Source organism: Caproicibacterium sp. XB2, assembly GCF_044880635.1.
In the GTDB taxonomy this organism is placed as follows: Bacteria; Bacillota; Clostridia; order Oscillospirales; family Acutalibacteraceae; genus Caproicibacterium; species Caproicibacterium lactatifermentans.
Map to the genome: position 1 here is coordinate 1,214,508 of NZ_CP173227.1, position 25,369 is coordinate 1,239,876.

The following is a 25,369-nucleotide window of genomic DNA, read 5'->3' on the forward strand; positions in this document are numbered from 1 at the left end:
CACCTTTATTGTTTATCCAACAGCACCAGGCACCAGTTGCTTTACTTCATTTCCCGCCTCCATCGCCTTGGCACAATAAGACGGCATAAACTGCTGTAAATGTGTTCTAATGGTCACTTCGTTCTGCATAAGCCAGTCAAAGGCATGCATCAGCTCATCCGGGTCTTTAAGCGATTGTACCGGCAAAACATAATGGTCATATGTTCCGAAAATATCTTTTGCAATCCCTTTTGCTTTAACAGAATACCCCACCACCAAAGTTGGCACACAAGTTGAATACGCTGCTATAGTGGAATGCGTACGCGCGCCAACAAAAAACCGGCAGCGGCTGATATAGCCTTTCAGTTCCATGCAGTTGTGGTCTTCTATCATTACAACGCGGTGTGTGTCCTGAAAAGCATGGTACAATGCTCTGAGCGGTACACGGTCGTCATTGGCTTCCCAAACAACGTGAGGAATGAGAGCAACCGCCATATCTGTTGTATCAAGAATATACTGTATCAAATTTTCATAATTTTTATATGTAACTCCGTCAGCAGTTTCGTTGTCAATTATCATAGGACTAAGGTTAATGCCAACCGTATTGCCCTCAATAAAGCCATCCAGCAACGGTAATTTTACACAGTCCAGCTGAAAGGCCGGGTCCGGAAACAATCTTGTGTTCCCTACACCTGCATTTATAAGTGCGTGATAGGTAATAGATTCGCGCGCTGTAATGAGGGCATATCTATTCATATCCTCAACGATTTCTGGATTTTGAAGAATCTCTGGCTCGACTGAACAGCCCCACAGCACAGTTTTGCAACCCACTTTGTTAAGCTTGCTGTTCATATATGCAAGTGATTCCGGAAAACCATCATAGCAGTAATTATCGCCGCCTATAGATAAGGCGACATCTGGGGAATCTTTAAGAAAATAATAGTATATTTTTTTAGCGGGATTTGATATTTTGAGTTTGCACAGTACTGACCAAAAAAACCATGTAAGTGTACCATGTTTAACTACACTCTCTTTAATACTTGCAATATCGTTTACTGAATATTTTTTGTCCTCTAAAGGGTTAAGGGAAAAGCAATCACATTTTAAAGGATTTAAAATTTTAGCTGTTGCCCGTACTAGTGCTTCACAGCCATGATTTCCGCTTCCACTATGTGCATACAAAGATATCATAAACAGCCCTTCTTTTTATGTTTGATATTGGACAGCATTAGCCCTATTTTTGGACAAACCGCAACACTTATTAGTGGTTTCACGATTATCCCCTCACTCATTTTTATCAATAGGGAACTTTCTTCTGATTTCCAAGTAACCTAAACCTGGGAACCACGCGGAAATTAAAACACCGATCTTAGTTTTAGTTGAATATTGGTCACTTTTCAAAAAAGCTTTTAAGTGGGCACGGACATACTGCTGCAACTCCTTACGTTTTCTCTTCCATTTGGGATATGGAAACATAAGTTTTGATTGTGTAGAAGCAACCCGGACTCTGCATGCATTCAAAATATTTTTTGACATTGTATCATCTTGAGAAATAACTTTGTCAATTTCCTGGTAAACAGTAAATCCCGTTAACCATTTCGCATTGTATTCTTTAGAAAACAATTCTTTATGCAGCGCGCTCATAGTATGTTGAACATACGTATATTCTTCTTCTGATGTATACACAATTTTTGTACAATATTGCAGATAAGTACAAACAAAAAGTAAATCTTCAGCTATCGTAATCTTCGTATTAAACTGAATATGATTCTTGCGAATAATTGGAAGTTTAAAAAGTTTATTAAACGAAAATCCCTGAATATCATTTGATGAAAGGACGTTATGGATAGCTTCCACTTTGCTCCAAATAGTTAGAGCCTTAGCCGCCTTTGATAGTCGTTCCCTAATCCCAACATAATCTTTATCATATATAAAGTTAACACTGCAGATAGACAATTCGCAACCATTTTGCATGGCATTTCGTAATAATACCTCAATCCACTCTGGATTCACATAGTCATCGCTATCAGCAAATGCCACCCACTCTCCGTTGGCGATATCCAATGCAGCATTACGAGCGGCAGAAACGCCAGAATTTTTTTGGTGAATTTCTTTTATGCGTGAGTCTTTTTCTGCCCAATCGTCACACATCTGTGGACAGTTATCCGGTGAGCCGTCATCTACAAGTATAATTTCAAGATTTGTATACGTCTGATTGACTATACTTTGGACACACTTATTTAGATATTTTTCCACTTTATAAACAGGGACAATCACACTTACTAATGGTTTCATTCATCCGTCTCCTCATTTTGAAAAGAATACTTCCAATTCCTTTGCAGCATGATTTATATCATAACCAGCACTAACGACTTTTTCAATAGCTTCCGGGCTTCTGCTTTTTTTCAAAGCTTTATCCAATTCATCCCGCCATTCATTGATAGGTAAATCGAGGTTTACAAAGTCAACCAGTCCGGTCAAATCAACCTCTGGAGAAATCACATTGCTTGAAGCAACACAAGGAAGTCCTGCGGCCTGAGCCTCTACTAATACAACGGGGCAGCCTTCAAAACGAGAAGGAAGTAAAAAAGCATCCATCGCCTGGTATAGGTCAGCTACATCGTTCCGTACACCAAGAAATTGCACAGAAGTTTCAAGTGCAGACTGCCTTACATACGCTTTGCATTCTTCTGCAAGCGATCCCGTACCAACCACTACCATCTTCCCTGCGGGATTGCCTTCGTGATACGCATGGAATATCTGCAGCATAAACAGCGGATTTTTCTGATACTGCAAACGCCCGACAAAGCCAATGACTGTTTCATTGTCTTTGATGCCAAGAAGTTTCCTAACCTCCGCACGTTTTTGTGTATTGAATTTATATTTTTCGGTATCAATGGCATTCGGGATTACACGAAATTTCTCACTATTCATGATTTCGGAAGAATAAAACCAACGGCCAGCGGTTTTTGAACAGGCCCAAAAATCCGTTGCCACCTTATCGATTTGTGCTTTGTTCCTATTGTGCAGGATGGTCATGAGGCGGCCCTTCGTACCAGTTTCCATATTTTCGGAGTTATGGCTGTGAATAATCCGTTTTGGTATTCCGTATTTTTGGGCGAATTTCAAATCATCGATATTGCTAAGCATACACTTGCTGGCCCAAATGCAGCTGTACTTCCCGGCATTTCTTCTAAAAAATGCTTTTGTATCTTTATGTGCCTGCAGTGGGTCCTTGCCGTAAGCACAGCCGTGAAAGACTTCACAGCCCAATTCTTTTAATTTATCTTCAAAAGCACATTGCGCGTTGTTGCACCAGAAATCAAAATGGATTTTCTGATACAGTCGTTGTACATAATTGAGTATAAACGTTTCAACGCCGCCTGTATTCGTTGTCATGCCGGTTATCAATATCTGTTTCATGTGCTTGTCACTTCCTCATTCTGAAAGAATGTTCATAAAATTACGATAATAATTATCCAAAGTAAGTTTTTCTGCTGCTCTCAGGCTTTCTTTTCCCATTCTCTCTCTTGCCTCCGGATTTTCAGCCAGATACTGAATGCCTTTTGCTAAATTGTCGACTATCTTCCCATCGCGCGGCAAAAGCAGTGCGCATTTATCATTTGCATATTCCGGTATGCCGCCAGAAAGCGTCGTTATTAGCGGAAGACCACAAGCCAAAGGTTCTATCACTGCCAACGGGGCTGCGTCATCACACACAGAAGGTATACATACCACATCTGCTGCTGCATAAACGCCCGGTACGTCATTATACGGGATAAAACCTGTCAGCACGATTTTGTTTCCAGAAGACTCTGCTATATAGCAAAGTTTCTGCTCATAGGCACTTTTTACTCCGCTTCCATAAAAATAGCCGCCTGCCACTATCAGTTTTGTATTCGGTACATCCGCTTTACAAAAAGCCGTCATGAGTTCCTTAGCGCCTTTTTCCGGTGTAACACGGCCGCAGAAAAGAAAAACAATTTCATTTGATTTGATGCCGAATTTTTCACGCCATATTTTGCCGTCTTTCTGTGCCGCAGCACTTCCAAAGCGTTTCTCATCCACACAGTTACGCAGCACCACTGTCTTTTTCCGTGGCAGCCCACCGAGATATGTTGAAATCGACTGACTGATAAAATTACTGACAGTTATAATCTTATGTACCTGCCCCATCAGCTCTTTACAGCCGAAATCGTTTGTTATTTCGTTGTGTAGGTGATAATAGCACTTACCTAGGTATCTCTGCGCATTTCCATGTTTTTTTAGCACCATAAAAATAGTCGGGTGATTTTCAAGGATCAACTTGTCGTAATTGCTGACCGCTAAATCCGCACTGACTTTTTTAAAAAACCATAGCCGCTGTAAAATATATCTGTATTGTTTTGCATTCTTGCTCTTGAAAAATGTTTTGACTATCTGATAAATGGCCTTGTCCCCTGCTTTTATAAAGTCTGGAGTTTTAATGAATTTATATCTGCAATTGTGCTGTTTGCTTGCTTCTCTCTCCGCTCTTTCATCATACATGCTGTAAACGGTAAAATTGGCTTTGTGGTATTTTTCATTCATCTTTATGAGATAATCGACTAAAGACTCAACTGCGCCGCCGATCACCGCAGGCACCGGCAGATAGCCAGATGTAACGAATGCTATATTCAAAGTAAATCACTGCACCTTTCAGAAGTTTTACTGGTTTCATTCTCTGCATGACTCCGTACTGTAGCTTTTTTGTCCTGGTATCTGAGCGAAAGCATCGTAAACATAAAGCAAAGCATCAATGTTGGCGGATAATAGTAAGCCTGGTCTACACAATACATCATAATGACACATAGGATGCCAAACGACATTGGCCGTGCCTTTTTCCAGCAGGCGACAAGCAGTGTAATGAAACTTGCAAAAAATGCGACTGTCGCAATGAGACCAAAGTGGATTAAAAATTCTGGTAATCCTTCTCCCCCGCCTTCCTGTAATGCAGGTTTCCCAATCGCTAAAAATCTTAGAAATGTAGGCGTGTCATAATTTTTAATGGTTTCATTGATTGCAGCCCATTGCCCTGTTCGTCCTGCCATTGTCGTGTCATTGGAAGTTTGTATTACAAGTCTGTCAAAAAATTGATTTGCGACTTTAGGGAAAAAGATGTAAATGAACGCCCCAAAGGCTAGTGCCACCTCAAACAGTATCATCCAAAATTGGATTTTACTATTAAGTGACTTGTTTTGCTGATAACTGGCAAACATGAAAAGCGATGTTAATATGAATGGAATCTGCACAGAACGTGAACCGCAAAGAATGATTCCCGCAACCGCCATAAGCAGCGATACAATCTTGATTTTTTGCCATTTTGGCATAGTCGGTTTCCAGCACAGCAAGCACGGAAAAGCCATAGACAAAAACAAACCAAATCCATTTCCGTTTTGATAGGTCGATATCATTTTTGTTGATTCTGCATTGTCCGAAAACCCATATCCAATCGGCTTTTCTGTAATATTCTGCCCTTTCGTATATGTAATTCCCGGAATTGCCGTGGACGTAATTCCGGCCACCCACTGTACGGCAGCATATAAGCTGGTAATCATGATTGCCACACATATCATCTTATACGCTTTTTCTGGTTCCATGAGATAGGTCACCGCTATCGCTAAAGGTGACCCAAGCAAGACCAGCACTTCAGCCAAAGCAAAGGGCGGAATATCTCCAAGATTGAAAATACAGTAAAAGATGAGCGCAAAAAATAGAACTGCATAGCAAGTTAAAAGTCCCTTTACTTTGCGCATTGCCGGAAATATATAGTTTATATTTTTAAAAGCGGATAATGCCAATAATACAGTAGAAATTGTGAGTGGTACAGAAGCAATCTGTATTCCGGCTTTAGGAAACGCCATAGATATGAAAAATAAAAATGAATTCATTTACCAAGCATCCTTGTAACTCTCTTTTTACTTGCCCTGTTGAATGGAATAAAAGAAATTTTATAGACTGAGATAAAAATCCTGCAGCTTTTTTGCCTCACAGTGAATATCATATCCACTTGCCGACACATCTTTCCTTCTGTCTTTTCGTATATCATTCGAATGTACAAGTAACCTTTGTGCCCATCTTTCTGTGGTTTCCTGCAAAGGACAATATTCCATTGTTTCACATATTTTTGCTTCAGCAGGGACTTTTTCAGAGGCAACAACAGGTAGGCCTGCCGCCTGCGCTTCAACCGCAACTAGGCCCAGCCCCTCATAGTTGGATGGAAAAGCAAATACGTCCATTGCTTGATAAAGCTCATTGACGTCCTTTCGGACTCCGGTGAAAATGACTTTATCGGTTATTCCCAATTCGTTCGTCTTTTGCTCAATCTGTGGCCGCATATCGCCGTCCCCTACCAACAGCAGAAGAGAACGCGGATGATATTCCAGTACCCTTGCGAAAACATCCAATAAAAACGTTTGGTTTTTCTGGAAGCACATTCGGCCAGCATGCCCCACAACAAATTGGTCCGTAATTCCAAGCTCATTTCGCTTCTGTTTCCTTATGTCGGGGTTGTATGTAAAATCATCCGGATCAATGGCGTTTTTAACAATCCGTATAGGATTCGTTTTACAAAAATCTTCTCCAAACAGCCAATTCGCCGCATGTGTTGAACAGGCACAGTAATGCGTTGGATATACTTTTGAAAAAGATCTTAATATATTTTTGAGGATATTCTTTTTCGTTTCTCCTGGACTCGATGTACTGTGACTATGCGCAATACGGACAGGGACATTTGCTTTTTTCGCAGCATAAAGGGGGAACAAACTCAGCGAGTTCATATTGGAATGTACAATAGGATAATGGTTTTTCTGAAATAATATTTTCAAAGCCTTCGTATATCTAAAAATATGTTTATATGAAGGAATTTCATAAACGTGTCCGCCTAAAGAAGAAATCTCATCATAAGGAATGACTGTTGAATCATTGTTGACAATAAAATCAAATTGTACTTTTTTATGATCCATATGCCTGTAATAATTCATTACGACTGATTCCACGCCGCCAGCCATCATACGTCCCATCACTTGCGCCACTCGTACAGGTCTGCTATTCACTGATTGTCATCCTTTTAAAATTGTATATTATATTAACAGTTTTCCATCATATACACCTGGGCTATGCTGACTATCATGTTTCTTGCCCGTATGCTTCTGCCATTGCAGAATATAGGCAATGGTAAGCACTGCCGTGAACACCGCCAAAACAGCTGCCGCTATCAACGTGCCGAATACAATCTGGTGTAGGCAGGTTACCACTAACTCATACAAGGACTGCTCGACAATACCCACACATTCTATTTTCCCGGAACACAAAACACCTATTCCGGCAGCAAAAAACAGCAGCGCCGCTCCACTGGTTGCAAAGATACAATATCTGAAGAAGTGCCTTTTATGATGCATATTGTAAAGCAAAACAAGAATAATAACGGCCAATATTCCTAACGCTGCTTCAACCGGAACGAGTAATTTTTTTGCTTTTGGTATCAGAGAACGCATCGCTGATACCACCGGCGCCGAAAAAGATACATGCTTCCGATAAGATTCTGCACAAACCCGTGACAAAGCCTTGATTGCCTGCTTATTTTCTTCAGTCATTTGGATGTTCCGCTTTTCGGCATTTTTCGCAAACTGGCTATAAAATATTTTTTCTTTAGCATCATAGTCAGGTCCGGTTCTATTTTCGTAAATGGATTTTACAAGCTGATTGGCATCGGAAGATATTTCGCGCTCGCTAACCAACGACTTGCAGAAGTTCTGGTCAAAACCACTCGCCTGTCCATAGGATGTCAGCTCATTTTGTACGGCATAAAGCGCATATTGACTGTACTTGCTTTGAACAATTTGACGCTGCAAAAAATTTTCATTTGGAACAGTTACCTGAAAAACGGCACATAAGGAAAGACAGATAAATAACAGACACAAAACAAATGAAAGAATGTATGACATTACCGTCTTCACTCGTGAATGATGTTGTATTCTTCTTGACATGGCAATTCCTTTCATCCTGCGGAGCTAATTTGCTTTCCAGACACATATTTGGCATAAACATAATACCTCTGTGACGTTAAACCGACGACGTTACTGGAACGGTCACAAGTATACAAAACCAGGTTTTCTTCTTTTTTAAGCAGATTGATAGCCTTGCTATCTGTGTCCTTGGCGGATTTTTGGCCTGTCACCTGATATTCATAATCACCATAAGTGGTTTTAATTTTAATCAAGTCGCCCGTTTTGACGCTTTTTAAAGAGGAAAACACGGTATCAACATGCCCACTGATTAAGATTGTGCGCCTTTGCCCCGGAAGACCGCTGCCTACATAAATGCAGGCGCCCTTCTTTAAGTTTTGCGTATCATCACCATATATGACGGGAGTATCAATTTTTGCACTCTGGATTGTAAGTGTCCCTATCTGCTGTCCTTGAATCGGCATATCGTTGGGAGACTTCATGCTTGATTTGGTCAATTCACTTTGGCCATTATTCTGATAAATGTTAGATATTCCACCACTAAACGTAGGCGGCTTCTGCAAAAACGTCACCTGAAATAAATCTGTGTACGGCTTTATAATAGGATTCGCTACAACTATAATTAGAGAAGCCGCAATCGCACAAAACAGCAGCGGCGTGACGATAAACTTCACGATGTTGCGGAAACGAACATGACTATGATGACTCTCTTTCATATTGATTCCCCACCTGCATTCAAACGCTTTTTCTTTAACCAAATAAACACACACGCACTTCCAATGACAACCACAACGATACTGGAAGCAGCAAGAATGGCCGGTATCCATGAATAATGAATTCCCGTATCCTTAATAGGATTCGCTTGTTCAACATTGTATGTATTTCCATATTTGTCGACGATAACAACGTTGTCTCCATTTGTCGTTACGGTAGCACCTGCTGCTTCTGCCACTTCCACCACTGCACTGCTAAGTGCAAGCCGCTGCTGTGTCGTGAGATTTTTGTTTCCAAAGTCAAAGCTTTTTATAATTGCATCATCTGTTTTTGAAGGCAACGCAGAGCCTGTATTTATCTTGGGGGTACCAGCATAACTGTCTGCACTGGCTGTTCCCGTCATCGATGCTTTACTGGATGCTGTAGTGGATGCACTTCCAGCTGGCTGGCCGCTGGTTGTTCCATTATGATTGACAGCACTGTTTACTGATGACGAATTTACCTGTGAATTAGCATTTTCTTTCTCCGATAGCTTTTTTGCTACTTTAACCTTGACAATCTGAACGGCATTCAAGATGCGGGTGAGTTGCGCATCCGTAAGGTTGTGAGAATTCAAATAGCTCTGTGCCATAGCTACATACTTATTAGGAGCATATATCGTTCGGCCATTCACAACCACGCCGGCCTCAATTTCAGCCATAATTTCACCTTTTGAAGCCGCATATGATGGAATTGCCGCACTCATGAAAACCATGGCCGCAAGTGCAGCTGCAACGATTCTTTTCAATTTCATTTTCATCCTTATATCACCCTTTACCAGGATAGCTGGAGTGCTTTCTATGTTCCACAGAACGGACAATGAAGACTGCCAACAGCACACCCGCCGTATCTATACAAACATCACGGAATGAAGAAGTTCTTGCCATAACAAACCGCTGATGAAATTCATCTCCACAGGCGCATATAAATCCTGCAGCTAAAGAAATCACAAGCCTTTTGCTGTTTGAAAGGTGGCCAAAGGTCCACACAATCATGCTGATGTTTACACCGAGCAGAAAGAAAATAGTAAAATGTGCAATCTTTCTAATACAGACGTTTACCGCTTGATAAGCTGTGCTGCTTCCCGCCGGTACAGCGCCCACGTCTTTAGCAATTTGAACGATTACCATGGAAATTTTGCCGCTTGTGTTATTTGTCTGATAATAATTTTGACTTGAAAAGAAGAATATAGCGGCCAGACAAGCTCCCAATAATAGAACCCAGAAAATGCGTTTTTTCATATCATATCCGCTTCTGCGAAAGGAACCATTCTTTTGTTTTTTGCAGCCATGGTTCCCATTCCTTAAAACGATATTTGTGAATGGTTGCTTCCATGATATTGAGGTTTGGACACCTTGAGCCGCAGTTATGAGAATCCGTTCCAACTATGACCGGAGCATTCTGTTCATATAGTTCTTTTATCAATTTCCGTCCTTCACGCTTTCCAAATGCACTGGCGTTTATCTGTACAACAAGGCCTGGTATCTTTAAAAGTTCTTTTATATCTTCCGGCTCATACCACAGGTACCTTTCCAGATGTGCCAAAACGGGAAGTACCTTGAAACCATAACGGATGTTTTCAATTTCCTGCAGCACCCAGCTTTTATATCCCCTGCTAGGCAATTCCAACAAAATAGCTGAAAGATGCTCGTAGCAGAGCGGAAGACAATCCTGTTTTGAAATATCCGGCTCAATGGCAACCTCAGCTGCTTTCTGTACGGCCGGCAAATTTGGACGAAATAGTGGGCTGCCTGTTAGCTGCTGATAAGCATTTTCCCTTGCCTGTACAAATGTGTGGATGTCGGTATTGTGCAAGATAAAGTGGGGAGTTGCAAAGACGGAATCGACCTGCTGGCGGCTTAACGCTTCAAGCATTTTTATAGACATTTCGATGCTGGATGCACCATCATCAATCTGTGGAAGAACGTGCAGATGAAAGTCTGTCCACATTGTCAAATCCCCTTTATTTTGAAGAAGGGCCATCGCCATAGCTTCCATAATAGCTTCCATAAGAGCCGTAGTAATAGGAGCTGTATGGTTTACTCTTCTCCCGGACATCATTGATAACAACGCCCAGCACCGTACCATTTACTTTCTTTATACTGTCAATTGTCTTTTGCAGTGAGTCATATGTCGTTTGATTTTGTCTTGCAATTAAAACAGTGCCGCTGACATATGGTTCCAGTACCAATGCATCCGACAGCATATTGATTGGCGGTGTATCAATAAAAACGTAATCATAACCACCAGAAATGCTGTCAAGGAAATCCTGCATATTTTTTGAGCTCAGCAATTCCACCGGATTAGGTGGTATTGGGCCAGCCGAAATAACATCCAAAGATGTGTCTTTATAGTGGTGAAGTATTTTATCTGCATCGGCGGTTTTGCTTAAAATGGTTGAAAGGCCATCCGTATTGGCGAATTCAAAGATACGGTGCTGAACAGGTTTTCGCATATCCGCGTCTATGAGGACGACATTTTTCCCTGTTTGTGCCATGGAAATGGCCAAATTGGCGCAGGTGATAGACTTGCCGGCGGCCGCTTCTGGGCTTGATACCAAGATAATATTATTTTTGGCAGATGCCAAAGTAAACAGTAAATTTGTCCGAATGATTTTATAAGCTTCTTCAGCATGGAAATTTGTATGACTGCTTAGCCTATTGGACACCTCATTCTCAAAAGTATGCTTTTTATTTCTTAGCTTCATCAGTTTTACCTCCTGCACGAGTTTGATTTTCTAGATGAGGTATTTCGCCAAGTACAGGGATATTTAGCCGCTTTTTCACATCTTCTTCACCCTTAATCGTTGTATCCAACACTTCTGCCAGCAAGGATACAATAATCATAATCATCAAACCAATCAGAGCGCCTATCGCTGACTGCTTTGCAACATTTGGCGATGACGGTGACGATGCCGGCGTTGCCTTGCCGATTACTTCCACAGACCCAGCCTTTACAACCCGTTTCAGTACATCTGGGGCGACATCTGCGATTGTATTGCAGATTTCAGCGGATAACTCCGGATTGGTTGTTTCAGCCGAGATAGATAAAACCTCTGTCTTATTGGCGGATTCCATGTGGACCGCTTTCTTCATCTGCCCCACCGATACCGGCTTGCTCAGCTTGTCGGCAATGCTTTGCATGACTCGGTCGTCTTCCAAAATGACAATATAGGTATTAACTAACTGCTGTGAAGCATTCAAGTCATCTTGATTAACGGTATCCTGCGATGTGGCTTTCTGCTGGCTGTTGTTAACATAGAGAGAAACTGAGGAGGTATATTTTTTGGGTATTAAAAAACTAGAGGTGACAAACATAAGTGCCAGTCCTATGATGAACCCAGAAAGTATCCATTTCCAGCGCTGCCGAAAAATGAACAGGATTCTGTGCAGATCGAGTTCTGTCGTTTCATTCATTGTATCATTTCTTCCTTTTATTGAAAATGTCAATACTTATAAAAGCACAATCACTGTGCAGACAGTTTCATGATTCATACTGCCCGCACAGTGATTGTGTAATGGAATGTAATTATTTACAGCCAACTGCAAACAATTTATAATTCATATTGTCAATTTGGCAATAGACACCAACCATGCCGCTGTACTTCTTTGTAACCTTAACACGGCAGAAATATCTACCATTTTTATCCGGATATAGTCCTTTGACTATGCTTGTCTGCAGGACATTTCCATTGGCTGTGGTGAAAGTGTAGTTCTTATATGCGTTTTTCGGCTTTACATAAAATACATATGTCTTGCCAGGTTCCACATGAACATCACAGGTCGTATCAGAGAAGAGTGGACGTGCAATAATCTGCAGCTTAAAGACACACTTGCCATTGATATAAACGCCAGTTTTATCGCCGATATTGCCGTGCGCATATACGCTATAATGGCCGCTGGTGCCGTTCCACTTCGTCTTAGTTCCTGTATAAATCGTATTACCGTTGCCGGTTGTGTAGTTGAACTGGTCCATCTTTTCTGTGGACGAAAAGTCGACGTAATAGGTGCCCGAAATTGGAATCTGCAAAGTGTCATTTTCCGTTACCGTACGGGTTGTGCCGTCGTTCAGGGTGACCTTTGTTGTGAGCACCGGTGTAGTAGTCGTTCCACCGCCACCGCCGGGATGAGAGGACGTTTTATAAGCATTTTTAAGTGCTTCCGCTATCTTTGCATTGACATCATAATACTTCGTGTAGGTGTCAGAGTTGTCAAGTGCCTTTTTGACGCAGGTTTCTACAACTTCATTGCTGAAAATATGGTCAAGTGTTGTATCAGAAGCGATTGGTTTTCCTATTACACCTAAATAATATTTGAGATTCTTGCTGCCGATGTCTGAAACACCACTCAGTGCTTCCCCGAGTGTACGGTTTGGCAGCATAGCAGACTCAAAATAGCGGTTTATCATGCCCGCGAAAGCCGGTGTTTTCTTAACTTCCTGCGCATAACCATACCATGCAGAGTTTGCTGTTGTACCTTCATTCTCATGTCCAGACTCCGTCATGTAAGCACGAAGGCCTTTTTTGTTATATGTTGTAGTATTCAAAATACCGGCAATGTCCTCCGAAGTGCATGCAGAATCATTTGGGAAGTCCGGTGCTATCTTGATAGCATTTGCAATACATTGGTTGAGACCGTCACCACTCACAGATGTTTCTACACCATTGGGATGCTTTAACTGAATGCCTCCATCAACAAAGCCAGTTGAAGATACGGTTGTCCCGTTCTTAGATACTTTAAACGGTTGTTTATATGCTACCAATTCAATAGCTGTTTCGCCCTGTGTAGCATAGTTAGAACTATCATTCTTCATCGTCTTCAGTTCACTATTAAAGAAATTGGTGAAAGATGTTTGTAAACGATTGTCAACAGTATTGGAATCTGCTGCAAAGGCACCACCTGTCATACCGCCGAAGCAGCTAAACGTCATGGCCGCAGACAGTACAGCTGCTGCAATGCGCCCGCCTGTGCTGGTTTTCTTCATGTTTTTTCCTCCTATGTTCAATTGTTTTTCGCTTAGAGCGTTTATCCTCTCGATACTGCTTACTCATCTCCTTTGTTTTTTAGGACAAAAGTAATCGTCTGCAAAATAAGCTTTGCATCCACTCGAAAGTTTTGATTTTGTATGTATTTGATATCCAGCCCAACCCATTCATTAAATGTAGATACTTTACCTTTATGTGTCTGCCAATAGCAGGTAAGCCCTGGCTTTGCAGCTAGCCGCTGATATTGATAAGGTGTATACTGCTCTACTTCCGCCGGCAGAGGTGGGCGTGGACCTACAATACTCATATCACCTTTCAAAATATTCAGCAGCTGCGGCAATTCATCTATGCAAGTGCGGCGAATCACCCGTCCCACCCTCGTAATACGAGGGTCATCACTTATTTTAAAAGCCGGGCCTTCCCGCTCATTTTGTGCAGCTAGTTTACCCAGATACCGATCCGCATCTACGCACATACTTCGGAACTTATACATTCGAAATGTTTTGCCGTTTTTTCCTACACGATTATGAATATAAAAGGCTGGTCCCGGGCTGTCAGCCTTAATCAGAATGGCAACAATTAAAAACAATGGGGAAAGTAAAATAAGGGCAAGCAAACTTAGTACAATGTCCATCACTCTTTTAACTGCAAAATACAGCCGTCGTTGTTTTACTCGGCTTTTAGAAGCAAAACATATCTTTCGTTCTTTTTTTGCATTGTCCTTTGCAAAGTCAGGGTTAAATAGCGCCTCTTCGGATTTCATCTTTCTCTTCCCTTCCATTTTTCTCTGTCTTAGCCATTCCTATTGTGATGATATACACCCAATTAACAAATAGAGAACCGGTCGTTCGACGATTTATATAAACACTTTTTATTATAATCTGCTTATATCCGTCCAAACTAAGTTCGATATATAATAAAAAATAGTCATTTCACAGGAGGGTAGAAGATGAAATTCATTGTTGGAATGATTCTTGGATTTTGGGCTGGCATTACAACCATGTGTTTATTCCAAATAAAGCGAAAAAAATAAGTTGAAAATTATTTAAATATATTTGAATGTCGCGACTTATTTCATGTTTTTTCTTTATTTATTCAGTTTATTTCTGGGGGCATTTCTTCCCTGTTTTATCTCTATTTTCATATATTGTACTACATTCCCCATCTGTTGTCAATAATTACAACTGTATAGATCAGTCATTTTCCAAGTATCTGCCGGATTTTATCCTGCACAAATAAGTGCCCACTGAACAATAGGTAAAGAAAGCGCCTGTTTTCTATGGGTCCTTGTTCTATCGTAAAACATCATTGAAAGGGGACAAGCCTTATACACTTTTTTCCTTTAGTATAAAATAAACGATCTTTGATTCCCCCATTTTTTACCACCTGTTTTTTATTATATAGTCTGCTTTTTTACAATGTTCAACCGTTTTTATGAATATTTATAGATTAGGCCATTTTTTTTGTTACCGTATGATTTTCAGTGATTGCGAAAAATGTTTTTCCGCACGTCAACTGAATTTGATCTGTTGTAAAACATCATTTTATAGAAGATAAGCCTTATACGCCTTTGTAATGGCAAGCAATTTTGTGTCCGCACCCCCTAGCATATAATAAAAAAGTTCGCAATTTTGAAATGGCAAAAAGGGTATAGAAAAGTCATTGGGATTCCGGTAAAATGAATGGTGTCTAAGACATTCAAAGAATGAGAATCCCAATGACTCAAAAATAGGGTACATTTTATTTTGACATTATTTTGACATAATAAAAAGCTGAAAGCCATGAATTACTGGACTTTCAGCTTTAACTATGCCGCAAATTGCAAGTGCAAGTTGGACACCCGCACAGTAAAAATTAGTTAATCAGAACCACGGACGAGATAGAAGCCTTGGCTTCCGTCGAGGGCGTGGTTGCCACAGCCGTCAGGTTGCGAAAACAGAATCAAGGAACACTTCAAACAGTTCCTCCGGGGTACGGTAGCCGAGTTTTTTGCGTGGCAGCCCGTTCAGATCGTCAGCGGCGGACAGGATGTACTTTTGAGAGGAGTCCTCAACAGATGCGCCCTTGGGAATGAAGGCTCGGAACAGACCATTTGTTAGGCAGTATGATATACTGAAAACAAATGGGGTGTTTTTATGCCAAAAGGTAAAGCAAAGAAACGATACACAGGAGAATTCAAACAGCAGGTTGTAGAAGCTATGCAAACAGAGAAACTCAGTTACAGTGAAGCAGCGCGGCAGTTTCACGTGTCTGACCATAAAAGCGTTGCTCAATGGGAACGAATTTATCTGGAAGAAGGACCAGAAGGGCTATATGTGGAACGCCGTGGTCGAGCCAACTCTAATGATAAATCACTTATAGCAGATGCTAAGGATTATGCTTCAAAAAATGTAGCCGGGATATTAGCTTCTTCTCAAGTAATTCCGACATAATAAATTCAAAAACCATCTTCATAATCAGAGGAGTCCGACATAATGTCGGACTCCTTTTTGTGTACAAAAGCGGTATATAAAAGAAAGAGCTTTCCCAAAAGGGAAGGATGTAAATTCTTACCAAATTATCATGCCATATAATGGTATAATAAAAGAAGTAAAAAATAATTTACACTCACAGGTGCGGAATGTTTGGAAGACATCCCGCAACCTTGCGCCATAAAGGTTTACGAGAACCATTATGACTTGTGAAATGCAGTTTATGCTTCATTATAGCATTTACTTCATACATTAAGCGGTTCACACCTTTCGCACAAGGTTGTGAGCCGCTTCATTTTTTACTTTTCAATCCGAACCTTGAAAGCTTATGATGATGTCTGCCCCCAACGATAACAAGGCCAAGCAGTTTCCTGCTTGGCCTTGTTATCGTGGAACATTTTGGTGGAGGAGAATGGATTCGAACCATTGAAGCCGAAGCAGCAGATTTACAGTCTGTCCCCTTTGTCCACTCGGGAACTCCTCCATATCGCAGCCAACCAGCAGCTGCCTTGTCCGTCAGATTGGAGCTGGCAAAAGGACTCGAACCTTCGACCGGCTGATTACAAATCAGCTGCTCTACCAACTGAGCTACGCCAGCGTATCTCTGACTGACAAGTATATATTATAAAGGATGCTCTTCAATTTGTCAAGCATTTTTTGTAACTTTTTGCTTTTAGTTTAGGAAAAACGTCTGTGCTGTTTTTTAGAGCATAGCGCAGTCCAAAGAGTCATTTCCCATTGTGCGCAGGTCAAACGGTGTTGTCTGATACACAAAGTAGTTAAGCCAGTTGGTATACAGCAGCTGGCCGGTCGCACGCCAATTATTAACAGGCGCACGGGAAGGGTCATCACCGGGATAATAGTGCTTCGGCATGGCAATAGGCTCGCCTTTTTCTAAGTCACGCCGGTACTCCTGCCCCAGCGTTTCCGTATCATATTCCGAATGACCCATGACGAAATACTGGCGGCCGTCCTGGTCACTAACAATATGCACACCTGCTTCCGGTGAAACGGACATAATGCGCAGCTGCGGCACCTTTTCAATATCCTCCGCACGGACCTCTGTCTGGCGGGAATGCGGTGCCCAATAAACGTCGTCAAAGCCCCGAAACAAACGGGATTTTTTCTTCAGTGCATAATGTGGAAAAACGCCGAACAGCTTTTTGGGCAGAACATACTTGGGAATTCCATAATGGTAATATAGTCCGGCCTGTGCCGCCCAGCAGATATGGAAAGTGGAATGGACATTGGTCTTAGTCCACTCAAAAATGCGGCATAACTCCGGCCAGTAATCCACATCTTCATATTTCATCAGTTCCACCGGTGCACCGGTGATGATGCAGCCGTCATAAACACGGTCTTTAATGTCGTCAAACGTCTCATAAAAACGCAGGAGATGGTCCTCCGGCGTATTTTTAGACTTATGTGTGACGGTCTGCACCAAATCAACCTCTATTTGCAGGGGCGTACTGGCAAGGCAGCGCAAAATTTGCGTTTCCGTCGTAATTTTTGTTGGCATCAGGTTCACCAGCGCAATGCGCAGCGGACGAATATCCTGATGTAAAGCCCGTCGTTCCGTCATGACAAAGATATGTTCGTTTTCCAGTACGGAGCGAGCCGGCAGTGAATTTGGTATTTTAATGGGCAAGAAAGGCGCCTCCCGATAAATACAAAATGGGTTGCGGCCGTTTGTCAGCGCAGCTGCAAAAGCTTGTTCTTCAGGTCACTTTCCAGTTTGCCAAGTTGCTGTTCTGCCTGTGCGCGCTTTTCGCGGCCTTGCTGTTGAATCTGCATGACTTCATCCAGTGTAGAAATCAGCGTTTCATTGGTATGCTGCAGCGTCTCCATATCAACGACACCGCGCTCAGATTCTTTCTGCGTTTCAACCGTAGCTATCTTCAGGGTATCTGCATTCTTACGCAGCAGTTCATTGGTCATATCCGTTACTTCCCGCTGTGCTTTGGCAGCCTGGGTGGAATGTTCCACGCCCAGTGCCAAAACCATCTGACTTTTCCACAGAGGAATTGTGTTCACCAGTGTAGACTGTATCTTTTCGCTCATCAGCAGGTCATTGTTCTGCACCAAGCGAAGCTGCGGTGCCATTTGAATGGCGACCATGCGTGTCAGCTCCAAATCGTGCAGCTTCTTTTCAAAGCGTGTACACATGTTGGAAAGGTCATTGGCAGACTGGGCATCCTCCGGCAGACCGGACACCTGTGCCTTTGCCTGCATTTGGGGAAGGTCCTGTGTACGCACCTGCTCCAGCTTTTTCTTGCCTGCAATCAGGTACATGGACAGTTCCTTAAAGTAAGTCTTATTGACCTCATACATTTTATCCAGTACAGAAATGTCCTTTAGCAGCTTCACCTGATGCTCTTCCAGTGCGTCGCAGATTTGGTCCACATTGGTTTCCGCTTTGGCATAGCGTGCTTTCAGGGCAGTAATCTTATTGCTGCTGCGTTTAAAGCGGGCAAACAGACCTTTATCCTTATCGTCCGTTTCAAAGCTTTTCAGTTCCGTTACCACGCCGGAAAGCATCTTGCCGACCTCGCCCAAATCCTTAGTGCGCACATTTTCCAGCGCACTTTCGGAAAAATTGGCCATTTTTTTCTGCGCACCGGAACCGTACTGCAGCACTTGGTTGCTGTTGGTCAGATCTATTTTGGTTGCAAAGTCGTCCACCATTTTCTGCTCTTCTGGACTCAGCTGCGGCTTTGGTACCTGCTGGGCCGCCATGTTTACCTGCGGTGCTGTCTGCAGGTCGGGTGCAGCCGGTGACGGCGTTGGGTCCAGTATCAGTTCTGGAGTAGGTATTTTATTTTGTTCCATATCCATATTGTGACCTCCTTGTTCCTATCACATCGTTCACGACGTGTTCGGCCAGACTCTTATTTTTCTTCCGTAGACTCCATTTTCGGCTGCTTTGGGGTAAAGTCGCTGCCGGTCAGTCCCTCCTGTTTCAGCATGGTTTCCAATGTGGAAATATCCGCTGAAACATCCAGTACATCATTTGCAAAAAGGCTGTCCAACAGATTTGCAAAAGCAGTATTGATGGTATCCAGCGAGCGTTCAATTTCCTGTTTTGCCTTCGTGATATTCTCACCCTGCACCGGCTGTGTATCAAATTCTTGATAAGATTTCACCAGTTTTAAGGTCGTGGGCAGATAGTAGCGCATGAACCGGCGAATTTCCGGCAGCTTCTCCGGGTGCTGTTCCACACACTGAAAGATACGGCCGGTGACCTGTTCCAGTTTGTCCAGCTTGGCGGATACTTCTTTTCCTGGAATCGCATCATTCGCAGCCTGAATTTCCTGCAAATATCGATTTCCCTCCTGCCGAACTTCCTCCAGTTGTGCCTGCTGCGGGTTCTCTTTTTTCTTTTCCTCTTTTTCTTTTGCAGCCTCTTCACGGGCGTTGTAGTTTTTCTCCGCGTCCAGATATGCCTGATATGTTTCATCATCAATCATAAAGCAGGTTTGGTCCTTATCCAGATGTCCCTGCGGATAAACGCCGTCCATAATCATTTTCTTTAAATCTTTCACGGCGCGTTCATGTGTTTCGCCGGCAGAGTCCGCCAGCTGGTCCACCATACCAAACGCGGCACCGTCCAGTGCATCCCGATAGCGCCGGAAACGGCGGACCTGACGGCGCTTGCGGATACCGTGCCCCACAGCAAAAAAAGCCGCCGCTGTCATAGAAAACGTAACCGCCCCGGCAACCATGAACTCCGAAAAAGCCACCATGCCCGTAGCCGCGGCCGCCACCATGGCGATATCCGCAATCAAAAGCGGCACACCCATGACCAGACCAGCTATCGCCCATGTCATGCCGGATATTGCACCCGGAATTCGGCTGTTGTGCAGATTGGGCGAAGAATAAGAGGGCCGAATAGGCTGTTGCGGTGGTCTCTGCCCATTTGGCGGACAGTTGTCCGGTGTCCCCTTCGGCGGTGTCGGCGGCGCATACGGGTGCGGCGGACGATGTCCGGCGCTGCCAGGCCCGCCGAAAACTTCATTGATGTCATCGGCAAAACCCTTTACATTATCTTCTACGGTACGTCCGATATTTTCAAAATCAGCCGCACGCATGGCTTCCCGTACTGCGTGGCTGATTTCCTGTCCTATTTTAGAATAATCCTTCTTCCCCATGATACCCTCCGGAAGGCCCTGCTTGTGCGGCATATGCCGCAATGCATAATTTCTTTTATTATAGCGCATAGGCAGAAAAATGACAACTTCACGGGCACACAGTTTTTTGAATCTTTTCTGGAAAGGGTTCACATTTTCTTCACGTAAACTTGACCGAATCTTCGGCTGTGATTAAAATTCTGTACATAAAATTTCAATATACTAGAATTGTTCCAAGAGAACAGGAATAAAAGATTCCAACTGATATACACTGTGCAGACCTTCGGAATGGACGGAATACCGAACCGACAGGTGCACAGACAAACTACAAGCTCCCCAGCGTGGGACTTTTCATAACTTTTTTCCTCTCCCCGCCGTGCCTTTCCGCACGGCAAAGATTACAAGCTCCCCAGTGGGGGACTTTTCATACACTCTTTCATAATTTTCTTCCTTTTTTTAAACTCCTATACCAACAAAGCAGTTGCTGATTGTAAAAAACCGGCAGCTGCTTTTTGTATATCAATTTCATAAAATGCGTGCATTTTCGTCAGATTTATTGTATAATCAATCTATCTCCAGAGTTGGACCATGAAAGGGGTTTTCTTGATGTCACATCATGTTATTTCCATCAGCAGACAATTTGGCAGCGGCGGCCATGAAATCAGCGAAAAGCTTGCCAAAAAACTTGGCCTGCCTTTCTATGACAAAGAGCTCATCACCCGCGCCGCCCAAGAAAGCGGGCTGAGTGTGGACACGCTGAAAGCTTCCGATGAACGCTACGACAGTGCTGTTCCGGAAGATGAGCGTAAAACCTACTTTGGCCTTTCCAACAGTGACACACTGTTCGTTGCACAGGCAAAAATCATTCACCGCATTGCGCACCAGGAAGACTGCATTATCATTGGCCGCTGTTCCGACGTGATTCTGCTGGACGATGATGTCAGTCTGCTGCGGGTATTTATTCATGCTCCGCTGCAGGACCGTATTCAGCGCATTCGCCGCCTGCACAATCTTTCCGCACAGGACGCCCAGCTGATGATTCGCAAAAGCGATCAGGAACGCCGCAGATACTACAGCTGCTACACCGAAAAGGCATGGGGAAACCAGGAAAACTACGATATTTCCTTAAACAGCTCCTACTGGGGAATTAACCGCTGCGTAGATTTGCTGGCACACACGGCATCCCTGCTGTAAAGCATACATTTAATTAAAAAGCATCCGGGCCCTGCGGCAAAAGTGCTGCAGGGCCCGGCCTTTTTTAGTCAAAAGCAATCAATGCAGCCCCCAGTGCGCCGCACAGCTGGTGTTCCGGCAGCACAAGCAGCGGTGCGCCCAGCTTTTCCTCCAGCGCTTTCACTACGCCCCGGTTGGAGGCAACGCCGCCGGTCATCATAAAGCGCGGCTGTGGGTCCACCCGCGCAGCTAGAGCGGCCGCCTTCACCGCCACGGACACGTTTAGCCCATGCACAATGTCGGCGGTCTGTTTGTTCTGCGCAACAAGGGAAACAACCTCGCTCTCTGCAAAAACCGTGCACATACTGCTAATGACAATATTCTCTTTCCAGTGCAGGCCGCAGACGCTCATTTCGTCCATAGAAAGCTCCAGCGCGTGCGCCATCATCTCCAGAAAACGGCCAGTACCTGCGGCACACTTGTCGTTCATCACAAAGCTGCGCACATTTCCGTCTTCATCCAGCCGAATCGCCTTGCTGTCCTGTCCGCCAATATCAATAATTGTACGCACAGATGGGTTCAAAAAATGGGCACCCCGCGCGTGGCAGGTGATTTCCGTCACATCATGCCCGCCCGCACCAATATAGGCACGGCCATAACCGGTCGTGACCACATCCGCCAGCTGTTCGCGAGAAATGCCCGCCCGCAGCAGTGCCTGCTGCAGCGCTGCATCGGCACTGCGGGCCGCGTGTGCACCGGTCGGCACAATAGAGCTGCCTATCATTTTGCGGTGTTCGTCCAGAATAACCACGTTCGTACTGGTAGAACCGCTGTCAATTCCGGCAGCATAGTATCCAGTGGATGTTTTGGCAGTCATCGTCCGCTTTTTCGGCACGACAGCGTGCAGGCTTTCGGCAAACGCCTGCACTCGGGTGCGCAGCTGCTCTTCCGCGCCGTCGGTGCCGTCGGTTGACAGTTTCAAAAGCGGCAGGTGCGTTTGTTTCTGCAAATCAGCGTATTCAAAACCGTAATAATCACAAAACTGAATGGTATGGTACAGAATTCCCTTTACATACGGGTCCTCCAGCAGCTGCCGCCGCGGTGCCGCGTTGGTCATGCGCATACAGGGAATCTGCTGGAGCAATGCACCAGCATACCACAAAAGAAATTGGTCCAAAGTCTGCCCCGCAGGTGGAACCTGCAGGCCGCGGTTTCCCACACAGGTGCGGTCCTCCACCGGCAGCGGCAGCTCCTGCCGAAGCATTTGCAGCAGTGCCGGATTGGATCGCGCTCCCAATAGGGTAAGATGGTCCGTCTGACCGGTCGGTTCCGCCGGAGCAAAGGCTGCCAGACACTTTTGCAGGTCAAACGGCACGCCAAACCATACACTGCAGGCGTCAATCAAGCGGTGCAGCTCGGCCGCATAGCGCTGACGGGCGCAGGGGCCGTCAGCCCGCGGCAAGTCCAACATAAAGACAAAGCTGTCCGGAGCAGCGGCTGAAAGCACGTCCCCTACCCGCCGGAGAGAATCACAGCAGGAAGTAAGCACCAGATTTTTGATACCGTGCTCCCGGCAGGCCTGCAGCAGGGCCCGCGCAAAACTGCACAGGTTGCGGTGGCTGAGACGGTCAGCCTCGGAAAACGCGTGGACGGTCGGGTTCAGCCGTTTCGGTGCTTCCCCAAAGCCCGCAAAAAGTTCAATCGGTGTATATTTACAGGTGTACGCAATCATGCTTTTTCCTCCAGCATCTCCAAAAATGCCTGCATACGAGTGGTCATCTGCCCAGGCGGGCAGTTGGAACGGTCACAGGCATCACCGTCCAGCACCAACGTGGGAAATCCCGCCTTCTCCAGTTCTGCCCGCCCCATTTGGCTGGCACCGCTGGTTTGGCGGCAGCCCCAGTGGCAAAACCAGACAATGCCGTCCGGCTGCAACCGCTTTGCCTGCTGCAAAACAGCGTCAATGCGCCGCTGTGCTGGTCCATTTAAGTGATTTTGTACCAGCCGCCGCGCCATCGTCTGCCATGGGTCATCTGTTTCCGGCAGTTCCGGTACATCAAAGCAAAGGTCCGCCGCAAGGATTTGACAGGATGGGTTAAAGTCCAGCAAGTCTATCATGGCATTGTCCAAATTTGGCAAAGTGTGTACCCACAATAGACGCAGTTCCTTTCCGCGGGACGGCGCTGCTTTTGCTTCCTTCAAAATACCCTGCGCAAACTGCAGCGCCGCCGGTGTTCCCAGCAGCACGTGCAGCGCAAAGACCGCGTACATTTCCGAAGTCATCTCATCCGGCATGGATTTTCGGGCGCGTTCTTCCAGATACTGCTGATAAGTATCCAATGTCTGCCGACCGCGGGCAACACTGGCGCACAGTTTTGCTTCGTCCAGCGGGCGGTGCAGCAGTCGGCTGATACTGCGGGCACAATCCTTCAGCTGTTCCGCTACATAAGTGACGGCCGCCTCATCCTGTGTCTGGGGTATGTCCAAAACCAAATGCGGCACGCCGTAAAACTCAGCCAATCTGCGAAACGTAAGCGTGTTGGCATCGCAGGCAAGCGTTGTGTTAAAAATGAAGCGCGGCTTCGGCAGAATGCCGGTCTGTGCGGTGCCCAGCAAAATTTTATGGTAGGAACAGAATGTTTCCGGAATGCCGGAAGCTTCCGCCGCTTCAATAAAACCGCGTTCCGCGCCCGCACCGGAAATATAGCAGGCCAGTGCCTCCGGAAACATGGGTGCCAGCCCAAACATCTGCAGCAGCTCACACGGCGTGAACAGGCTGACCATTGCGCTCTGCTGCGGGTGGTCAAAAGGCTGTAAAATGGCGTTGTTGCACACATCGGCCAGCGCAAGACGCGCCGGTGTGGTCTTTTTGAAAAGGTGCTTCCCCGCCCAGCCATTCAGCCGATAGGCGGTTGTCAGCAGATTCCGCGCTGTTTTGGGGTGGTCCGGCAGCTGATTGTCCACCATACGGCCGAATTTTTCGACAGCCTGATTCATATATTTCCTGTATCCTTTCTGTTATTCCGATGATTTCCACATAAAAATGCAGTATATGCTTCCAGCAGAAGCTGCATATTCTGCACACTGGCCGCTACATTGCCGGGTATCTCCAGCGAATGGTTTGCACCAGGGAACAGGTACATCTGTACGCTCGCTGTATGCTGCATTTTTTGCTGTATTTCCGTGGTTACCCATGAATCCGCCGTACCGGAAGCGGCAAAACAGGGATGTGCCTGCATATAGGGCAGTGTTGCTTCCAACGGCGTCAGGAAAAATTGATGAACCTTTTTCCCGGTCAGCCGGCGTTCCAGTCCGCCGGCCACCACTGTGCCGAAACTTTTGCTGAAAAAGAAAAGTTCCCGGTATGGCTGACGGCGGAAAACAGCCCGCAGCGCTTCACCCGCCGCATGAAGTGCCTGTGAAAGGCAGTGCTGAATTTCCTGTGTCATATTCCGGCAGTTCCGGTCCAGCACAACCTGATAAGTCAGCGGCAAAACGTCACAGCCGGCCTGCTCCGCTGCCCGACGGGCGTAGTAAAGCAGCGGCTGGTCACAGCTGTATCCAGTGCCTGGAAAAAAGACAGCAAGCTGCTTTTCCATACGTTCCGGCTGCTGCCGCGGCAGCAAAACGGACTGTCGGCTTTCAAAACGCCATACCGTTCCAAAGGCAGAACCAAATGCCTTCTTTTCCTCCGGCTTCTCCATACGGCATACCCCTCTCTGCAATATTTGCTGCCGTTATTATAGCACAAATCTTCCGAAAGAAAAAACAAAGGAACGCTTTCCCCTGTTTTCCACAAAAGATGCTGCGGTTTTTAGCCGCCGCAGGGCTTGCAGGAGGCCGCCATTTATGGCATAGTATATATGTACAGGTTTCCCGCAAAATTTCAGTGCTTTA

General features: G+C 44.9%; 24 protein-coding genes and 2 tRNA genes. 3 read left to right on the forward strand and 23 right to left on the reverse strand.

Features of this window, described 5'->3' with window-relative positions:
• Positions 1–12: 12 nt before the first annotated feature.
• The 15 genes from ACIHKT_RS06090 to ACIHKT_RS06160 form a co-directional block, all read right to left on the reverse strand.
• Positions 13–1,170 (reverse strand): polysaccharide pyruvyl transferase family protein, encoded by a 1,158-nt coding sequence (locus ACIHKT_RS06090; RefSeq protein WP_404352082.1) that lies wholly within the window; start codon positions 1,168–1,170, stop codon positions 13–15.
• Between the two features lie 93 nt (positions 1,171–1,263).
• Positions 1,264–2,274 (reverse strand): glycosyltransferase family 2 protein, encoded by a 1,011-nt coding sequence (locus tag ACIHKT_RS06095; protein ID WP_404352084.1) that lies wholly within the window; start codon positions 2,272–2,274, stop codon positions 1,264–1,266.
• 12 nt (positions 2,275–2,286) lie between these two features.
• Positions 2,287–3,402 carry a glycosyltransferase family 1 protein gene (locus ACIHKT_RS06100; RefSeq protein ID WP_404352087.1) on the reverse strand — a complete coding sequence of 372 codons (1,116 nt, stop codon included), beginning with the start codon at positions 3,400–3,402 and terminating at the stop codon, positions 2,287–2,289.
• Positions 3,403–3,417: 15 nt separating this feature from the next.
• On the reverse strand, positions 3,418–4,638 hold the full coding sequence (locus ACIHKT_RS06105) for a glycosyltransferase family 4 protein (protein ID WP_404352090.1): 1,221 nt from the start codon (positions 4,636–4,638) through the stop codon (positions 3,418–3,420).
• On the reverse strand, positions 4,635–5,888 hold the full coding sequence (locus ACIHKT_RS06110) for an O-antigen ligase (protein ID WP_174193003.1): 1,254 nt from the start codon (positions 5,886–5,888) through the stop codon (positions 4,635–4,637). Before ACIHKT_RS06110 ends, ACIHKT_RS06105 begins: the two co-directional genes overlap by 4 nt.
• Positions 5,889–5,948: 60 nt before the next feature.
• Positions 5,949–7,031, reverse strand: a complete 1,083-nt coding sequence (locus ACIHKT_RS06115) for a glycosyltransferase family 1 protein (protein ID WP_404352093.1) — start codon at positions 7,029–7,031, stop codon at positions 5,949–5,951.
• A 48-nt stretch (positions 7,032–7,079) separates the two neighbouring features.
• A complete protein-coding gene (locus tag ACIHKT_RS06120; protein ID WP_174193001.1) occupies positions 7,080–7,985 on the reverse strand; it encodes a hypothetical protein in 906 nt (301 codons plus the stop codon).
• 11 nt (positions 7,986–7,996) lie between these two features.
• The gene (locus tag ACIHKT_RS06125) at positions 7,997–8,680 is read right to left on the reverse strand and encodes a class D sortase (RefSeq protein WP_174192999.1); all 684 of its coding nucleotides are present in this window, start codon (positions 8,678–8,680) and stop codon (positions 7,997–7,999) included.
• Positions 8,677–9,465 carry a hypothetical protein gene (locus ACIHKT_RS06130; RefSeq protein WP_404352097.1) on the reverse strand — a complete coding sequence of 263 codons (789 nt, stop codon included), beginning with the start codon at positions 9,463–9,465 and terminating at the stop codon, positions 8,677–8,679. Before ACIHKT_RS06130 ends, ACIHKT_RS06125 begins: the two co-directional genes overlap by 4 nt.
• 19 nt (positions 9,466–9,484) lie before the next feature.
• Complete coding sequence (locus ACIHKT_RS06135; RefSeq protein ID WP_174192995.1) at positions 9,485–9,958, reverse strand: VanZ family protein; 474 nt, start codon at positions 9,956–9,958, stop codon at positions 9,485–9,487.
• A 1-nt stretch (position 9,959) separates the two neighbouring features.
• A complete protein-coding gene (locus tag ACIHKT_RS06140; protein WP_174192993.1) occupies positions 9,960–10,667 on the reverse strand; it encodes a CpsB/CapC family capsule biosynthesis tyrosine phosphatase in 708 nt (235 codons plus the stop codon).
• A 13-nt stretch (positions 10,668–10,680) separates the two neighbouring features.
• On the reverse strand, positions 10,681–11,424 hold the full coding sequence (locus ACIHKT_RS06145) for a CpsD/CapB family tyrosine-protein kinase (RefSeq protein WP_404352101.1): 744 nt from the start codon (positions 11,422–11,424) through the stop codon (positions 10,681–10,683).
• Positions 11,408–12,133 (reverse strand): YveK family protein, encoded by a 726-nt coding sequence (locus ACIHKT_RS06150; RefSeq protein WP_174192990.1) that lies wholly within the window; start codon positions 12,131–12,133, stop codon positions 11,408–11,410. Before ACIHKT_RS06150 ends, ACIHKT_RS06145 begins: the two co-directional genes overlap by 17 nt.
• 112 nt (positions 12,134–12,245) lie before the next feature.
• Entirely contained in the window at positions 12,246–13,700 is a 1,455-nt protein-coding gene (locus ACIHKT_RS06155; protein WP_404352104.1) for a hypothetical protein, read from the reverse strand.
• A 59-nt stretch (positions 13,701–13,759) separates the two neighbouring features.
• The gene (locus tag ACIHKT_RS06160; RefSeq protein ID WP_174192986.1) at positions 13,760–14,464 is read right to left on the reverse strand and encodes a sugar transferase; all 705 of its coding nucleotides are present in this window, start codon (positions 14,462–14,464) and stop codon (positions 13,760–13,762) included.
• Between the two features lie 186 nt (positions 14,465–14,650).
• Here ACIHKT_RS06160 and ACIHKT_RS06165 point away from each other — a divergent pair, with 186 nt between their 5' ends.
• Positions 14,651–14,734 carry a DUF3789 domain-containing protein gene (locus tag ACIHKT_RS06165; RefSeq protein ID WP_174193657.1) on the forward strand — a complete coding sequence of 28 codons (84 nt, stop codon included), beginning with the start codon at positions 14,651–14,653 and terminating at the stop codon, positions 14,732–14,734.
• Positions 14,735–15,836: 1,102 nt separating this feature from the next.
• On the forward strand, positions 15,837–16,133 hold the full coding sequence (locus ACIHKT_RS06170; RefSeq protein ID WP_174192984.1) for a helix-turn-helix domain-containing protein: 297 nt from the start codon (positions 15,837–15,839) through the stop codon (positions 16,131–16,133).
• 439 nt (positions 16,134–16,572) lie between these two features.
• Here the strand turns inward: ACIHKT_RS06170 and ACIHKT_RS06175 are convergent.
• From ACIHKT_RS06175 to ACIHKT_RS06195, 5 genes are all read right to left on the reverse strand, one after another.
• Positions 16,573–16,656, reverse strand: a tRNA-Tyr gene (locus ACIHKT_RS06175).
• A gap of 38 nt (positions 16,657–16,694) precedes the next feature.
• Positions 16,695–16,770: transfer RNA gene (locus ACIHKT_RS06180), tRNA-Thr, on the reverse strand.
• Positions 16,771–16,875: 105 nt separating this feature from the next.
• Complete coding sequence (gene metA, locus ACIHKT_RS06185; RefSeq protein ID WP_086035972.1) at positions 16,876–17,820, reverse strand: homoserine O-succinyltransferase; 945 nt, start codon at positions 17,818–17,820, stop codon at positions 16,876–16,878.
• Between the two features lie 44 nt (positions 17,821–17,864).
• Positions 17,865–19,001 (reverse strand): toxic anion resistance protein, encoded by a 1,137-nt coding sequence (locus ACIHKT_RS06190; protein WP_404352886.1) that lies wholly within the window; start codon positions 18,999–19,001, stop codon positions 17,865–17,867.
• Positions 19,002–19,060: 59 nt separating this feature from the next.
• On the reverse strand, positions 19,061–20,320 hold the full coding sequence (locus tag ACIHKT_RS06195) for a 5-bromo-4-chloroindolyl phosphate hydrolysis family protein (RefSeq protein WP_157658948.1): 1,260 nt from the start codon (positions 20,318–20,320) through the stop codon (positions 19,061–19,063).
• 585 nt (positions 20,321–20,905) lie between these two features.
• Between ACIHKT_RS06195 and ACIHKT_RS06200 the strand changes: the two genes are divergently transcribed.
• Positions 20,906–21,493 carry an AAA family ATPase gene (locus ACIHKT_RS06200; RefSeq protein ID WP_174402981.1) on the forward strand — a complete coding sequence of 196 codons (588 nt, stop codon included), beginning with the start codon at positions 20,906–20,908 and terminating at the stop codon, positions 21,491–21,493.
• Between the two features lie 64 nt (positions 21,494–21,557).
• Here the strand turns inward: ACIHKT_RS06200 and ACIHKT_RS06205 are convergent, their stop codons facing one another.
• The 3 genes from ACIHKT_RS06205 to ACIHKT_RS06215 are packed head-to-tail and all read right to left on the reverse strand — an operon-like array spanning position 21,558 to position 25,176.
• Complete coding sequence (locus ACIHKT_RS06205) at positions 21,558–23,204, reverse strand: acyl-CoA dehydratase activase (RefSeq protein ID WP_086035976.1); 1,647 nt, start codon at positions 23,202–23,204, stop codon at positions 21,558–21,560.
• Positions 23,201–24,469 carry a 2-hydroxyacyl-CoA dehydratase subunit D gene (locus ACIHKT_RS06210; protein WP_174192978.1) on the reverse strand — a complete coding sequence of 423 codons (1,269 nt, stop codon included), beginning with the start codon at positions 24,467–24,469 and terminating at the stop codon, positions 23,201–23,203. Before ACIHKT_RS06210 ends, ACIHKT_RS06205 begins: the two co-directional genes overlap by 4 nt.
• Positions 24,466–25,176, reverse strand: coding sequence for a hypothetical protein (locus ACIHKT_RS06215; RefSeq protein WP_086035978.1), 711 nt, complete (start codon positions 25,174–25,176; stop codon positions 24,466–24,468). The genes ACIHKT_RS06210 and ACIHKT_RS06215 overlap by 4 nt, the downstream gene beginning before the upstream one ends.
• Positions 25,177–25,369: the final 193 nt, after the last annotated feature.

Bases quoted from the DNA above. Each gene is read 5' to 3' on its own strand.
- ACIHKT_RS06090 (WP_404352082.1), bottom strand. From the start codon at position 1,170: ATGATATCTTTGTATGCACATAGTGGAAGCGGAAATCATGGCTGTGAA.
- ACIHKT_RS06095 (WP_404352084.1), bottom strand. From the start codon at position 2,274: ATGAAACCATTAGTAAGTGTGATTGTCCCTGTTTATAAAGTGGAAAAA.
- ACIHKT_RS06100 (WP_404352087.1), bottom strand. From the start codon at position 3,402: ATGAAACAGATATTGATAACCGGCATGACAACGAATACAGGCGGCGTT.
- ACIHKT_RS06110 (WP_174193003.1), bottom strand. From the start codon at position 5,888: ATGAATTCATTTTTATTTTTCATATCTATGGCGTTTCCTAAAGCCGGA.
- ACIHKT_RS06120 (WP_174193001.1), bottom strand. From the start codon at position 7,985: ATGTCAAGAAGAATACAACATCATTCACGAGTGAAGACGGTAATGTCA.
- ACIHKT_RS06125 (WP_174192999.1), bottom strand. From the start codon at position 8,680: ATGAAAGAGAGTCATCATAGTCATGTTCGTTTCCGCAACATCGTGAAG.
- ACIHKT_RS06135 (WP_174192995.1), bottom strand. From the start codon at position 9,958: ATGAAAAAACGCATTTTCTGGGTTCTATTATTGGGAGCTTGTCTGGCC.
- ACIHKT_RS06140 (WP_174192993.1), bottom strand. From the start codon at position 10,667: ATGTGGACAGACTTTCATCTGCACGTTCTTCCACAGATTGATGATGGT.
- ACIHKT_RS06145 (WP_404352101.1), bottom strand. From the start codon at position 11,424: ATGAAGCTAAGAAATAAAAAGCATACTTTTGAGAATGAGGTGTCCAAT.
- ACIHKT_RS06150 (WP_174192990.1), bottom strand. From the start codon at position 12,133: ATGAATGAAACGACAGAACTCGATCTGCACAGAATCCTGTTCATTTTT.
- ACIHKT_RS06155 (WP_404352104.1), bottom strand. From the start codon at position 13,700: ATGAAGAAAACCAGCACAGGCGGGCGCATTGCAGCAGCTGTACTGTCT.
- ACIHKT_RS06160 (WP_174192986.1), bottom strand. From the start codon at position 14,464: ATGAAATCCGAAGAGGCGCTATTTAACCCTGACTTTGCAAAGGACAAT.
- ACIHKT_RS06165 (WP_174193657.1), top strand. From the start codon at position 14,651: ATGAAATTCATTGTTGGAATGATTCTTGGATTTTGGGCTGGCATTACA.
- ACIHKT_RS06170 (WP_174192984.1), top strand. From the start codon at position 15,837: ATGCCAAAAGGTAAAGCAAAGAAACGATACACAGGAGAATTCAAACAG.
- ACIHKT_RS06190 (WP_404352886.1), bottom strand. From the start codon at position 19,001: ATGGAACAAAATAAAATACCTACTCCAGAACTGATACTGGACCCAACG.
- ACIHKT_RS06195 (WP_157658948.1), bottom strand. From the start codon at position 20,320: ATGGGGAAGAAGGATTATTCTAAAATAGGACAGGAAATCAGCCACGCA.
- ACIHKT_RS06200 (WP_174402981.1), top strand. From the start codon at position 20,906: ATGTCACATCATGTTATTTCCATCAGCAGACAATTTGGCAGCGGCGGC.
- ACIHKT_RS06205 (WP_086035976.1), bottom strand. From the start codon at position 23,204: ATGATTGCGTACACCTGTAAATATACACCGATTGAACTTTTTGCGGGC.
- ACIHKT_RS06210 (WP_174192978.1), bottom strand. From the start codon at position 24,469: ATGAATCAGGCTGTCGAAAAATTCGGCCGTATGGTGGACAATCAGCTG.
- ACIHKT_RS06215 (WP_086035978.1), bottom strand. From the start codon at position 25,176: ATGGAGAAGCCGGAGGAAAAGAAGGCATTTGGTTCTGCCTTTGGAACG.